The 12,729-nt window shown below is 67.0% G+C and carries 11 protein-coding genes; 3 read left to right on the forward strand and 8 right to left on the reverse strand.

Translation table 11 applies throughout. The annotated features are described in order from the left end of the window. Positions 1-30: 30 nt before the first annotated feature. The 4 genes from C7R54_RS27715 to C7R54_RS27730 form a co-directional block, all read right to left on the reverse strand. Positions 31-966: a LysR family transcriptional regulator gene (locus tag C7R54_RS27715; RefSeq protein WP_129154153.1), complete on the reverse strand. Its 936-nt coding sequence runs from the start codon at positions 964-966 to the stop codon at positions 31-33. Between the two features lie 78 nt (positions 967-1,044). Beyond that, a complete protein-coding gene (locus C7R54_RS27720; RefSeq protein ID WP_240039753.1) occupies positions 1,045-2,913 on the reverse strand; it encodes a branched-chain amino acid ABC transporter ATP-binding protein/permease in 1,869 nt (622 codons plus the stop codon). Between the two features lie 67 nt (positions 2,914-2,980). Then, positions 2,981-4,126, reverse strand: a complete 1,146-nt coding sequence (locus C7R54_RS27725) for an ABC transporter substrate-binding protein (protein WP_129154154.1) — start codon at positions 4,124-4,126, stop codon at positions 2,981-2,983. A 131-nt stretch (positions 4,127-4,257) separates the two neighbouring features. Then, positions 4,258-4,791: a hypothetical protein gene (locus tag C7R54_RS27730; protein WP_129154155.1), complete on the reverse strand. Its 534-nt coding sequence runs from the start codon at positions 4,789-4,791 to the stop codon at positions 4,258-4,260. 195 nt (positions 4,792-4,986) lie between these two features. Between C7R54_RS27730 and ettA the strand changes: the two genes are divergently transcribed. Together ettA and C7R54_RS27740 are read left to right on the forward strand one after the other, a co-directional pair. Next, entirely contained in the window at positions 4,987-6,660 is a 1,674-nt protein-coding gene (ettA, locus tag C7R54_RS27735; protein ID WP_129154156.1) for an energy-dependent translational throttle protein EttA, read from the forward strand. 720 nt (positions 6,661-7,380) lie between these two features. After that, positions 7,381-7,602: a glycine zipper 2TM domain-containing protein gene (locus tag C7R54_RS27740; protein WP_129154157.1), complete on the forward strand. Its 222-nt coding sequence runs from the start codon at positions 7,381-7,383 to the stop codon at positions 7,600-7,602. 441 nt (positions 7,603-8,043) lie between these two features. Here the strand turns inward: C7R54_RS27740 and minE are convergent, their stop codons facing one another. The 3 genes from minE to minC form a co-directional block, all read right to left on the reverse strand. After that, entirely contained in the window at positions 8,044-8,301 is a 258-nt protein-coding gene (minE, locus tag C7R54_RS27745; RefSeq protein ID WP_129154158.1) for a cell division topological specificity factor MinE, read from the reverse strand. 3 nt (positions 8,302-8,304) lie between these two features. After that, positions 8,305-9,120, reverse strand: a complete 816-nt coding sequence (gene minD / locus C7R54_RS27750; protein ID WP_129154159.1) for a septum site-determining protein MinD — start codon at positions 9,118-9,120, stop codon at positions 8,305-8,307. Positions 9,121-9,251: 131 nt separating this feature from the next. Then, on the reverse strand, positions 9,252-10,304 hold the full coding sequence (gene minC, locus C7R54_RS27755; RefSeq protein ID WP_129154160.1) for a septum site-determining protein MinC: 1,053 nt from the start codon (positions 10,302-10,304) through the stop codon (positions 9,252-9,254). Positions 10,305-10,454: 150 nt separating this feature from the next. On the opposite strand from minC, the gene C7R54_RS27760 reads away from it, so the two are divergent. After that, positions 10,455-10,721: a hypothetical protein gene (locus C7R54_RS27760; protein WP_129154161.1), complete on the forward strand. Its 267-nt coding sequence runs from the start codon at positions 10,455-10,457 to the stop codon at positions 10,719-10,721. Between the two features lie 28 nt (positions 10,722-10,749). Here the strand turns inward: C7R54_RS27760 and C7R54_RS27765 are convergent, their stop codons facing one another. Next, on the reverse strand, positions 10,750-12,516 hold the full coding sequence (locus C7R54_RS27765) for a glutamine--tRNA ligase/YqeY domain fusion protein (protein ID WP_129154162.1): 1,767 nt from the start codon (positions 12,514-12,516) through the stop codon (positions 10,750-10,752). Positions 12,517-12,729 lie beyond the last annotated feature (213 nt).

A 12,729-nucleotide genomic window follows, 5' to 3' on the forward strand; every position in this document is an offset into this window, starting at 1 on the left:
TTGGCGCCGGCGTAGTTGCCTGCGGCTTGCTCAGGCGCCTTCGTCCGTCTGGCCGTTGGCGGCTGCCAGCCGGGGGACGATGAAGTCCATGAAGGCGCGCGTTTTGGCCGGCATGATGCGCGATGGAAAGACGGCGTAGAGCGGCATGGGGGCGGCCGACCATTCGGGCAGGACGCGGCGCAGGGAATGGTCGCGCGCCATGCGGCCCTGCGTGGCGGCGTAGACGGGCAGGGGGGCGATACCCATGCCCAGGCTGACGAAGTCGCTCAGCAAGCCCATGTTGTTGGCCGTGACGCGGCCATCGACGACCACGCGTTCTTCCGTGTCGCCGCGTGTCAGCAGCCAGCTCGACGCGGCCTCGTTGGCATAGCCCCGCAGGCACTCGTGCTCGCGCAGGTCGGCCGGCGTCTTCGGTTCGCCCCGCTGCGCCACGTATTCGTCGGAGGCATAGAGATGCCGCGTGAGCGATAGCACTTCGCGCACTTCCATGCCGTTGTTCGGCGTACTGGGTTCGCCCATGCGCAGCATCACGTCGAAGGGCGCGGCATGCGGGTCGGCCGCACGCAGGCTGAGGTCCAGCTCGCATTCCAGGTCGGGATACTGGTCGGTAAATTCCTCCAGCGTGTCCGACAGCAGCAGCGACGCCAGGCTGTCCGGCATGCAGACGATGAGTTTTCCCTGCGGCTGGCTGGAGGAGATGGACAGCAACTGCTCGTGGGCGAAGCGGGCTTCATCCACCAGGCCCTGGCAGCGTTCGAAATACACCTGGCCCGCATCGGTGAGGTCCAAGCGGCGCGTGTTCCGATTGAGCAGCCGCATGCCGACCGCCCTTTCCAGTTCGCTGATGCGGCGGGACAGTGTGGAGGTGGGCATGTCGAGCGCGCGCGCGGCAAGGCTGAAGCTCTTGCGCCGGGCGACTTCGACGAACAAGGCGATGTCGTTCAGTTGAACGTTGGCGGCGTCCATGCGGGATCCAGAAAAAGGATTTCGCATTCTACTGCGCGGGGCACGCGTCGCGTGTTCTTCGCATGCCCCCGCGTGCCCCTATCGCACGCTGCCGACATACGCCGCCCGCAGCGCGGGATGCGCTCGCACTTCGGCCGGCGTGCCGCGCACGGTGATGGCGCCCGCGTCCATGACCAGCACCTGGTCGGCCAGTTCCATGACGAAATCCCTATCGTGCTCGGCCAGCAGTATGGTCATGCCGCCCGCGCGCAATTTATGCAGCAACGCGGCCAGTTCCGTTTTTTCCGTTGCCCGCAGGCCGGCCGCCGGTTCATCCAGCAGCAGCAGGCAGGGATCGGCCGCGAGGGCGCGCGCGATTTCGAGCAGGCGCCGGCGTCCCGGCGGCAAGGACGCGGCGGGCTGGTGCAGGCAGTCGCCCAGTCCGACCCGCTCCAGTTGGCGAGTGGCTTCGGCAAGCAGCCGGGCTTCCTCGCGGCGGTCGGCATGTCCGGCGCAAGCCGCGATTCCGTGCGTGCCGCGCAGGTGCGCGCCCAAGGCCGTGTTATCCAGCACGCTGCGCTCGGGCAGCAGGCAGGCCTGCTGGAAGCTGCGGCACAGGCCGAGCTCGGCGTAATGACGGGGGCCGCGGCCCGTCACGGCATCGCCCATGAAGACGATGGCGCCCGAGCTGGGGGTGTCGACGCCGGACAGCAGGTCCAGCAAGGTGCTCTTGCCGGCGCCGTTGGGGCCAATCAGCGCCAGGATGCTGCCCGCCTCGGCGGACAGGCTGACCTCGTGATTGGCGGGCCGGTCGCCAAACCGGCGCGTCACGCGCAAGGCTTCCAGGATGATGTCGCCGCGCGGCGGCAGGGGGCGCTTGGGCAGCGGCTCCGCCGCCATGTTGACCTTGCCGTCCTCGCGGTCCAGCGGCAGGCGGCGCGCCAGGATGGGCCACAAGCCATCGCGCGCGCGCGACAGCACCACAAGGGCGACCAGCCCGAACAGCGCGATGTCGAGGCCGCCATATCGGCCAAGGTCGCCATAGGCGCCGTCCCCCGCGAACGGCCATTGCAGGCGGACCAGCGTGTCGCGCAGCCATTGCCCGGTCGCCGTGAAGAGCCCCGCGCCCAGCAGCGCGCCCCAGACATGCGCGGCGCCGCCGACGAGGGCCATGAACACGTACTCGATGCCCATGCGCAGGCTGAACGGCCCTGGGTCGACGTGGCGTTGCAGGTGGGCATAGAGCCAGCCCGCGATGCACGCCTGGGCGGCGGCGATCAGCAGGATCGCGAAGCGCAGCCGCGCGCTGTTCACCCCCATCGACTCCGCCATCGCGCAGCCGCCGCGCAAGGCGCGCATGGCGCGGCCCTGCCTGGAGTCGAGCAAATTGCGCTGGGCCCAAAGGACTACCAGCAGCACGGGCCAGATCAGGTAATACATGCGGTCCGCCGTGTCCAGCGCCACGCCGGCGACCCGGATGGGCGCAATGCCGTCGATGCCATGCCCTCCCAGCACGCCGAATGCATAGGGCAGCGCCAGTCCCCATGCGATGCTGCACAGGGCCAGGTAGGGGCCCGGCAGGCGCACGGTCAGCGCGCCCAGCAGGGCGGCCAGTGCCAGGGTCAGCAGCAGGCCGGCCGCCAGCGCCAGCCAGGGCGATCCGCCCAGCCAGGCCAGCCCGCCAGGCAGTGCGTCCGTTTGTGTCGTGAAGAGGGCGGTGACATAGGCGCCCACGCCCGCGAAGCCCGCCTGCGCGAGGTTGAGCAGACCGCCGATTCCGGTGAGCAGGACCACGCCCAGCGCCACCAGGGCGGCCACGCCGACGTAGTCCAGCAGCAGCACGTAGCGCGTGGGCAGCAGCGCGGGCGCGATGGCCAGCAGCGCCAGCAGGACATACAGCAGATGGCGCGGCCGCAGCGCCGGTCCGGCGGCGCGGGAGGGGCTGGCAGGCGGTGGGCACGGCGTCATGGCGCTTCCTCCTCGATCCCGCGTTGGCGTCCGGCATCGGTCCCGGGCGCCGTTTACCCGGCCGCGCTCAGGGCAGGCGTTTCCAACGGCCGTCGCGGACCACGATCAATTCGCGTCCACGGGCGTCGAATCCGCTGTGATCCTGCGGCGTCATGTTGTACACGCCTTGCGTGCCGACCAGGTCATGGGTTTGTTCCAGCGCATCCCGCAGCGCGGCGCGGAACGCCGGCGTGCCCGGCCGGCCCGCGTGCCCGGCCGGCGGCGCCGCCTGTTGCAGCAGCAGGCCCGCATCGTAGACATTGGCGCCGAAGGTGGCTGGCAGGGTCTGGTAGCGCTGTTCGTAGGCGTCGATGTAGCGTTGCGCGACGGGCTTGGAGGGATGCGTGTCCGGCATCTCCGGCAGCACCAGCATCAGGCTGGCCGCCAGCACGGTGCCTTCCACCTTCTTGCCGCCCAGCTTCAGGAAGTCGGGCAAGGCGGCGCCGTGGGTTTGGTAGAAACGCCCCTTGTAGCCCTGGTCCACCAGCGTGACCTGCGGCAGCACGGCGGCCGCGCCGGTAGCCGCCACCAGGACGGCATCGGGCCGCGCGGCCAGGAGCTTCAGGGTCTGGCCGGTGACCGAGCTATCGTTGCGCTGATAGCGTTCCTGCGCCACGATGCGCAGCCCGTGATCGGCCGCCAGCGCGCTGAACACCTTGTACCAGTTCTCGCCATAGGCATCGCCCAGGCCGATGAATCCCACCGTCTTGACGCCATTGGCGGCCATGTGTCCGACCAGGGCCTGGGCGATGATGTCGTCGTTCTGCGTGGTCTTGAATACCCATTTCTTCTGCGCGTCCATGGGTTGCACCACGGTCGCCGATCCCACGGGCGCCAGCAGGGGCACGCCGGCTTCCGCGACGAAGGGAATCATTGCCAGGGTATTGGGCGTGCCGGGTGGTCCGATGATGGCGTCGACGTGTTCCTCGTCGATCAGCTTGTGGGCGGCCGCGACCGATTTCGCGGGATCGCTGGCATCGTCGAGCGTGATGTAGTCCACCGTCAGGTCGCCCAGCCTGGCAGGCAACAGCGGCACGGTATTTTTTTGCGGGATGCCCACCATGGCCGTGGGCCCGGTGGACGAAGTGATCACGCCCACCTTCATCTGGGCTTGCACGGGACCTGTGGCCAGCAGGGCGGCGGCCAGCAGCGTGCCGGCGGTTTTCAACAGCATGGGGGTGCGGCTCCGGGTGGGCGGTATGTCCCTATTGAACCACGCGCGTCGCCGTGGCGCATCGTCCATGGCGCATCGTCGATGCACTAGGTTCATGCACCAGGCGAGGGGGCGGCTCGCCGGTCGTGCCTTCAATGGCGATGCACGCCGTCGTGGCCCCCGCCGGCGCCGCCGGGAGCGCCATCGCCGTCGTCCTCATCCTCATCCTCATCCTCGTCGTCTTCATCATCCAACGCGGACAGGTCTTCATCCGTCAAGTCAAACGGCAGGACATCGGCCAGGGTGTCGGACCATGCCGCCTCCTCGCCGTCCTGGTCCAGCTTCACGAAACGCTCGCCTTCGGTCAGCGTGATCTGGATGGCCCACAGGTACAGGCAGTCGTACACGTCCTCATCGGTATGGTCGAGCCCGCCGCGATTGCCGAGCAGGCGCGAACCGGGGCCGCCCATTTGCACGCGCACGGGATCCTCGCCGTCGCGGGAGGCGTTTTCTTCCATGGGAATGCCGAAGGTCACCCATTCCAGGCCTTCCTCGGTGGCGTCGACTTCGGCCAGCACGGGCTTGCCCAGGTAGGCGCTGAGCGCGTCGGCGGTCTTGGCCAGCATGTCCAGTTCCCCGGACTGGAAACGGGAGACGGAGGCGGGAGGGGTAGCGGAGGCGGACATGGCGGTGATTCCTGGTATATCTGCGCGACGGCTCGGCCATACGGCGGAGTCGCTATCGTGGGCTACAAGCATAACGAAAGTCGCTTGCAAGCAATATCGTCTTATTGTCGTCCTCCGAGGGGGAGGAGCGCAAACATCGGACGGCGCGCGGGCTGGCTACAATCGGGGTTTGACTCTCCTCACTTCCTGATATCCATGGCCCAATACGTCTACACCATGAATCGCGTGGGCAAGATCGTGCCGCCCAAGCGGCAGATCCTGCGCGATATTTCGCTGTCGTTTTTCCCCGGCGCCAAGATCGGCGTGCTTGGCCTGAACGGGTCCGGTAAATCGACCCTGCTGAAAATCATGGCCGGCGTCGACAAGGAAATCGAAGGCGAGGCCGTGCCCATGCCCGGCCTGAACATCGGCTACCTGCCGCAGGAGCCGCAGCTCGATCCCGAGCACACCGTGCGCCAGGCCGTCGAAGAGGGCCTGGGAGCGGTGGTCAACGCCCGCAAGCGGCTGGACGAGGTCTATGCGGCGTATGCGGAGCCGGATGCCGATTTCGACAAGCTCGCCGCGGAACAGGCCGAACTCGAGGCCATCATCGCCGCTGCCGCTTCCAGCGGCGCCGACGACATCGAGCACCAGATGGAAATCGCCGCCGATGCGCTGCGCCTGCCCCCCTGGGATGCCAAGGTCGACAAGCTGTCCGGTGGCGAAAAGCGCCGCGTGGCGCTGTGCCGCCTGCTGCTGTCCAAGCCCGACATGCTGCTGCTGGACGAACCCACCAACCACCTGGATGCGGAAAGCGTGGAATGGCTGGAGCATTTCCTGCAGAAGTTCCCGGGCACCGTGGTCGGCGTGACGCACGATCGCTACTTCCTCGACAACGCCGCCGAGTGGATCCTGGAACTGGACCGCGGCCATGGCATTCCCTGGAAGGGCAACTACAGCTCCTGGCTGGAGCAGAAGGAAGACCGCCTCAAGCAGGAAGAGTCGTCCGAGTCCGCGCGCCAGAAAACCATCAAGAAGGAACTGGAGTGGGTGCGGCAGAATCCCAAGGGGCGCCAGGCCAAGGCCAAGGCGCGCCTGGCGCGGTTCGAGGAACTGTCTTCGTACGAATACCAGAAACGCAACGAAACCCAGGAAATCTTCATTCCCGTGGGCGAGCGCCTGGGCAATGAAGTCATCGAGTTCAAGAATGTCAGCAAGGCCTATGGCGATCGCTTGCTGATCGACAACCTTAGCTTCCGCGTTCCGGCCGGCGCCATCGTCGGCATCATCGGTCCCAACGGTGCGGGCAAGTCGACGCTGTTCCGCATGATCGCCGGACGCGAGCAGCCGGACTCGGGCGAAGTGGAAATCGGGAAGACCGTGAAGCTGGCGTATGTCGACCAGTCGCGCGACGCGCTGGAAGACGGCAAGACCGTGTTCGATGCGGTGGCCGATGGCGCCGACATCCTGACGGTGGGCAAGTTCGAAATGAGCTCGCGCGCTTACCTGGGCCGCTTCAACTTCAAGGGCGGCGACCAGAACAAGGTCGTGGGCCAGTTGTCGGGCGGCGAGCGTGGTCGCTTGCACATGGCCAAGACGCTGATCGCCGGCGGCAATGTCCTGTTGCTGGACGAACCGTCCAACGACCTCGACGTCGAAACCTTGCGTGCCCTGGAAGACGCCTTGCTGGAGTTTCCCGGCAGCGTCCTCGTCATCAGCCACGATCGCTGGTTCCTGGACCGTATCGCCACGCACATCCTGGCTTTCGAAGGCGATTCGCAAGTGGTCTTCTTCGATGGCAACTACCAGGAATACGAAGCGGACAAGAAGCGCCGCCTGGGCGAGGAGGGCGCCAAGCCCAAGCGCCTGCGCTACAAACCATTGAAGTAAGGCCCCCCCCCCGTACCGCGCGGAGCGCGGCCCCCCCGAGGGGGGCGAAACCGGCGGACCGGAAGGAGGGCCCACCCCCTACCGCGCTGCGCGCGGCCCCCTCAAGGGGGCAAAACCGGCGGACCGGAAGGAGGGCCCCACCCCCTACCGCGCTGCGCGCGGCCCCCTCAAGGGGGCAAAACCGGCGGACCGGGGGACCCGGATCCGCGGTTTCCCCGATGGGCCCGGGTTCTTTTACAAGAGGCGCTCCTAGCGCGTGAAGCGCTGCCCCCAAGGGGCGAAACCGGCGGACCGGGGACCCGGATCCGCGGCTTCCACGGTCGGGTGTCGGGTCTCTTTACGTTGGTGGGTTCAGGCTCGATGCTCCGATGGCGACGTTCTTTGGCCGATCCGGGGGTGTGATTCGGCGCCGTGAAACCAAAAAGGCCCGCCAGGGCCTTTTTGTTTGTCGTTTGGATGCAGCAAAGGTGTTTCGGGTGTTACAGCGGCGTGTTACGTAACGTCAGCGTTGGGACGGCGGGCGACAGGGCTGGAGGGGGAGCGAGGAGGTCTATCGCGAGGCGTCTACCAATTGACACAACCTTAGGGCAATCCTCACAGCGCGGGCGGGCGGCTTGCGCGATTCTGGAAGCGTCATCAACACTCGCACCGCGTCCGGCCGGGGTTTTGCGTCAGACCCACGCCTCGCGCGCCGATCTCCGCGGGCAAAGGAGAATAATCATGAAACGGATCCCCTTGCGCAAGGCTTGTGCGTTGGCCATGCTGGCGCTCACCCTGTCGGGCTGTTCCACCTGGGACAGCATGAACCATAGGCAAAAAGCCACCGTGACCGGCGCCGGCCTCGGCGGCGTCGCCGGCGCCGTCATCACCAACGGCGGCGTCCTCGGCACCGTAGGCGGCGCCGCCATCGGCGGCGTGATCGGCAACCAGGTCGGCCGCTGACCGCTCCGCCCCAACAAACAAAAAAGGCCCTGACGGGCCTTTTTTGTTTGATGGGCACATCCTAGCCTGCCCCACCGAGGCAAGCCCACCAGCTAAAGAACCCGGGCCCATCGGGGAAACCGCGGATCCGGGTCCCCCGCGGTCCGCCGGTTTTGCCCCCTTGAGGGGGCCGCGCTCCGCGCGATGGTACAGCCGCGCGATAGGACAACCTCTTATAAAGAACCTGGGCCCATCGGGGAAACCGCGGATCCGGGTCCCCCGCGGTCCGCCGGTTTCGCCCCCTTGAGGGGGCCCCGCTCCGCGCGATGGTACAGCCGCGCGATAGGACAACCTCTTATAAAGAACCCGGGCCCATTCGGGGAAACCGCGGATCCGGGTCCCCCGGTCCGCCGGTTTCGCCCCCCTGGGGGGGCCGCGCTCCGCGCGGTAGGGGGGGGCGTCCTACGGCTGCGGCATTTCGATTTTTACTTCCAGGATCTCCAAGGTGTCCTGACGTTCCAGGTTCACCTTGATGTCATCCGGATTGATCTTCACGTACTTGGAAATGACCGCGATCAACTCCTGCTGCAGCTGCGGGAGATAGTCGGGCGAGGCGCCATCGCGGCCGGACCGTTCATGGGCCAGGATGATCTGCAAACGTTCCTTGGCAACGCTTGCCGTGTTCTTCTTCTGGCCGAGCAGAAACGACAACAGGGACATTGCTTACTTTCCTCCGAAAATACGCTTGAGGAAACCCGGCTTGCTGTATTCGGTGAAACGCAGCTCCTTCTCTTCGCCCAGGTAACGCGCCACGACATCCTTGTAGGCCTCGGCCACATCGGTGCCATTCAAATGGATGGCCGGCAGGCCTTGGTTGGAGGCTTGCAGCACCGCTTCCGATTCGGGGATGACGCCGATCAGCTTGATGCGCAGGATGTCTTCGATATCGCGCAACGAAAGCATTTCGCCTTCGGACACGCGCTTGGGGTTGTAGCGGGTCAGCAGCAGATATTCCTTGACCGGCTCGTCGCCTTGCACGGCGCGCCGGGATTTGGCGGCCAGGATGCCCAGGATGCGGTCGGAGTCGCGCACCGAGGAAACTTCCGGATTGGTGACCACCAGGGCGTCATCGGCGAAATACGCGGCCATCAACGCGCCGGTTTCGATGCCGGCAGGGGAGTCGCAGACCACGTAGTCGAAGCCCATTTCCTTGAGCTCGTCGATTACCTTGCCCACGCCTTCCTGGGTCAGCGCATCCTTGTCGCGGGTCTGCGACGCAGGCAGGATGAACAGGTTTTCAAGCTGCTTGTCCTTGATCAGCGCCTGCTTCAGCGAGGCCTCGCCCTGGATGACATTGACGAAATCGTAGACCACGCGGCGTTCGCAGCCCATGATCAAGTCCAGATTACGCAGACCGACGTCGAAGTCGATCACCGCGGTCTTATGGCCGCGCATGGCAAGCCCGGAGGAAAAGGCGGCGCTGGTGGTCGTCTTGCCAACCCCGCCCTTGCCGGAAGTGACCACAACTATACGCGTCATGACTCAATAGCCCTTATGTTCGGAACAAATCGCAGTATCGTAATGCAAAAAACCGCCGGCCTCGCCGGCAGTGGATGCTTCTTACAAGTTATAGGGAACGGTCATGGCGTGCGCTGGCCGTCCCTTCTTGCCTAGGACTTCAATGCCTCCAGGCGCAGGGTATCGCCTTCCAGGCGCACCAGCGCCGGCTTGCCATGCAGCGAGGCATCCAGCTTGTCTTCTATCACCCGGTAGACGCCGGCCACGGCCAGCAGTTCCGCATCCAGGTGCGTGGTGAAAATACGCGCCGTGGTATCGCCGCGCGCGCCCGCCATGGCCTTGCCGCGCAGCGGACCATAGACATGGACATTGCCGTCGGCGATGACTTCGGCGCCCTGGCTGACCATGCCGATCACCACCAGGTCGGAATGGCGCGCGTAGACGCGCTGGCCCGAACGCAGCGGGCGCGTGATCACCAGGGCCGAGGACGATTGGGGGTCGGCGGCGGTCGGCGCGGCGGCTGACGTGGTGCTGCGCGCGGCGCGTTCCGGAATGGGCTGGCGAGCGGGCGCCGCGGGCAGGCCGCCATTGGTTCCGTTGCTGCCCTGACCCGCATTCGCGTTCTTGCCGTTGCGCGGCGCGCCTTCCTTGCCCTGGCGGGCCGTCTCGTCCTTGGACGGGGCAGGCTGGGCCGACGCTTCATCGGCGCTCTTGCCATCGGCCGCAGCCGGTGGGCTGGCCGCGGGCGCGCCGGTGCCGCTGATGACCTTGGCGGCCGTCTCGGCTTCGGCGGGCGTGGCGGTGGGCTCGGGGGCGGCCACCAGTTCGGCCGCGGGCTGGGTCGGCATCGGTGGCGGCGCGCCGCCGGTATCGGCTGGCTGGGCGGCGCGGGCCGGCGGCGTGGACAATTCGACGGCGGCCAGGCCGGCCGCCTGCGCGGCGCGCAGGTTCTCGCCTTCCGCGACCACGCCGATGGGCGGCAGCTTGTGGGCGCGCAAGGCGGCCAGCAGGGCGGTCCAGTCCACCGGGGCTTCCACGCGGCTGGCGTCGATGACGACGGGTTCGTTTTCGAAGAAGCTGCCGGCGTCCGCCATGCGCTTGTCCAGCGCGGCGGTCAGTTGCGCCAGGTCGGCATTGTGCAGGACGACGCGCACGGCATAAAGCGTGGCGCTCTTGAAGTCGAGGGCTAGGGGTGCGCTATTCATTTCTTTGGAGACCGGGCGCAAGGCCCCGGTTTGCGGAATAGCGGGCAATGATAACCGAGGCCTTCCCTGTCATCGACTAGTTTGCGCGGACATCCCGCGGACATTCGTTTATCGTGGAGCTTGGTCCCAAGCCGACGCAAGGAGCCCGCCATGACCCATTCCCGCTCACCGCAACGTCCGACCGGCCTCAGCGGCCAGGAAGAGGAAGACCTGCGCGCCCGCGAGCAAGGCTACGACGCCGACGCCAGCGCCTTGCCCGAACCCCCGCCGGACGCCCATGCGCCGTCCGACCCGCAAGCGCCGTCCCTGGCCCGTCGCCGGCCTTTGCTGGACGCGGAGGACAAGGGCCTGCTGCCGCGCCGCGGCACCGTGGCGCCGCCCCTGGACGACCCGGACGAGGACGATCCCGGACCGTGAGGCCGACCAGCCCGGGCCCGGCCGGGCTTCAGCCCTGGCCCCAGGAGTCCTTCAGCGTTACCACGCGGTTGATCACGGGCGCTTGCGGCGTGGAGGTCCGGCTGTCCGCCACGAAATAGCCCAGGCGTTCGAACTGCCAGGTGGCGCCGGACGCGAGGTCGGTGCCCGGTTCGATCCAGGCTTGCACCGTACGGCGCGAGTCCGGATTGAGCGCGGCCAGGAAGTCCTTGTCGCCGCCATCCGGATGCGGATCGGCGAACAGGCGGTCGTACAGATGGATCTGCGCGGCGACGGCATGCGCGGCGCTGATCCACGTGATGTTGCCCTTGACCTTGACGCTGTCCGCGCCCGGCGTGCCGCTGCGGGTTTCGGGCAGGTATTCGGCCTGGACTTCCACGACGTTGCCGTCGGCGTCCTTGGTGCAACCGGTACAGCGCACCACGTAGCCGTACTTCAGGCGCACCAGGTTGCCGGGGAAAAGGCGGAAGTACTTCTTCGGCGGTTCTTCGCGGAAGTCATCCTGTTCGATCCACAATTCCCGCGATAACGGGAATTCCCGCTGGCCCTGGGCCGGGTCGTGCGGGTTGCGCGGCGCCGTGCAGGTCTCGACCTGGCCTTCCGGGTAGTTGGTGATGACCAGCTTGAGCGGCTGCAGCACGGCCACCGAACGCGGCGCCACGGGGTCCAGCTCGTCGCGCACGGCGGCTTCCAGCAGGCTGTAGTCGATGCGCGAATCGGATTTCGACACGCCGGTGCGGTCGCAGAACAGGCGGATGGCCGACGCCGGATAGCCGCGCCGGCGCATGCCGAACAGCGTCGGCATGCGGGGATCGTCCCAGCCGTCGACGTAGCCTTCGCGCACCAGTTGCAGCAGCTTGCGCTTGCTGGTGACGACGTAGCTCAGGTTCAGGCGCGCGAATTCGTATTGGTGCGGCAGCGGCTGGGCGAGCTTGCCCAGCTCCGCCAGGCGCGCCAGGGTCCAGTCGTAGAACGGCCGCTGGTCCTCGAATTCCAGGGTACAGATGCTGTGGGTGATGCCCTCCAGCGCGTCTTCCACCGGATGGGCCCAGCTGTACATGGGGTAGATGCACCACTTGTTGCCGGTCCGGTGATGGGTGGCATGGCGCACGCGATAGAGGACGGGATCGCGCAAGTTGATGTTGGGCGAGCCCATGTCGATGCGGGCGCGCAGCACCAGGCTGCCGTCCGGATGCTTGCCGTCACGCATTTCCTCCAGCAGGTCCAGCGATTCCTGGACGGGGCGGCCGCGCCACGGCGAATTGCTGCCGGGCTCGGTGAGGGTGCCGCGATTGGCGCGGATTTCCTCGGCGCTCTGCTGGTCGACGTACGCATGGCCGGCCCGGATCAGGGCCTGGGCGAAGTCGTACATGTAGTCGAAATAGTCGCTGGCGAAATACAGCTGCTCGGCGCCGTCGCTGGCCTTCCAGTCGAAACCCAGCCAGCGCACTGCCTCGATGATGGCGTCGACGTATTCCTGGTCTTCCTTTTCCGGATTGGTGTCGTCGAAACGCAGGTGGCAGGTGCCGCCATAGTCGCGCGCCAGCCCGAAATTCAGGCAGATGCTCTTGGCATGGCCGATGTGCAGGTAGCCGTTGGGTTCCGGCGGGAACCGGGTGCGGATGCGCGCCGGATCCGGCTGCCCGCCCGCCTGCACGCTGGCCGGCCCGGGCACGCCGGCCCAGCGCTTGGCCTGGAACCGGTCTGCCTTCAGATCGGCTTCGATGATGTGGCGCAGGAAATTCGGGGCGGCAGGAGTGGTCGGGGCGGTGGTCATGCTGTTACGTCGAGGCGGCGGCAAAGGGACAATTTTGCCACGTCCGCGCCCTGGGAGCCTGGCCGGGCTCGAATCGAGCTTGAATCGTTCGCCCTGGCGGGCGCAAATCCGGCCCCCGGGCCCCGTCGCGCGAGGGGCCAGGGGGGACGGCGGGCCAGCGTCCCGGGTCATGAAACAGCCCGAAACGCTCCGTCAGACCCCCGTCCGCGCCGT

This window comes from Achromobacter aloeverae (assembly GCF_004121055.1).
GTDB classification, from domain to species: Bacteria; Pseudomonadota; Gammaproteobacteria; order Burkholderiales; family Burkholderiaceae_B; genus Bordetella_C; species Bordetella_C aloeverae.

What these genes read in the sequence shown, in the direction of transcription:
- C7R54_RS27715 (WP_129154153.1), bottom strand. Translation starts at nt 966, where the DNA reads ATGGACGCCGCCAACGTTCAACTGAACGACATCGCCTTGTTCGTCGAA.
- C7R54_RS27720 (WP_240039753.1), bottom strand. Translation starts at nt 2,913, where the DNA reads ATGACGCCGTGCCCACCGCCTGCCAGCCCCTCCCGCGCCGCCGGACCG.
- C7R54_RS27725 (WP_129154154.1), bottom strand. Translation starts at nt 4,126, where the DNA reads ATGCTGTTGAAAACCGCCGGCACGCTGCTGGCCGCCGCCCTGCTGGCC.
- C7R54_RS27730 (WP_129154155.1), bottom strand. Translation starts at nt 4,791, where the DNA reads ATGTCCGCCTCCGCTACCCCTCCCGCCTCCGTCTCCCGTTTCCAGTCC.
- ettA (WP_129154156.1), top strand. Translation starts at nt 4,987, where the DNA reads ATGGCCCAATACGTCTACACCATGAATCGCGTGGGCAAGATCGTGCCG.
- C7R54_RS27740 (WP_129154157.1), top strand. Translation starts at nt 7,381, where the DNA reads ATGAAACGGATCCCCTTGCGCAAGGCTTGTGCGTTGGCCATGCTGGCG.
- minE (WP_129154158.1), bottom strand. Translation starts at nt 8,301, where the DNA reads ATGTCCCTGTTGTCGTTTCTGCTCGGCCAGAAGAAGAACACGGCAAGC.
- minD (WP_129154159.1), bottom strand. Translation starts at nt 9,120, where the DNA reads ATGACGCGTATAGTTGTGGTCACTTCCGGCAAGGGCGGGGTTGGCAAG.
- minC (WP_129154160.1), bottom strand. Translation starts at nt 10,304, where the DNA reads ATGAATAGCGCACCCCTAGCCCTCGACTTCAAGAGCGCCACGCTTTAT.
- C7R54_RS27760 (WP_129154161.1), top strand. Translation starts at nt 10,455, where the DNA reads ATGACCCATTCCCGCTCACCGCAACGTCCGACCGGCCTCAGCGGCCAG.
- C7R54_RS27765 (WP_129154162.1), bottom strand. Translation starts at nt 12,516, where the DNA reads ATGACCACCGCCCCGACCACTCCTGCCGCCCCGAATTTCCTGCGCCAC.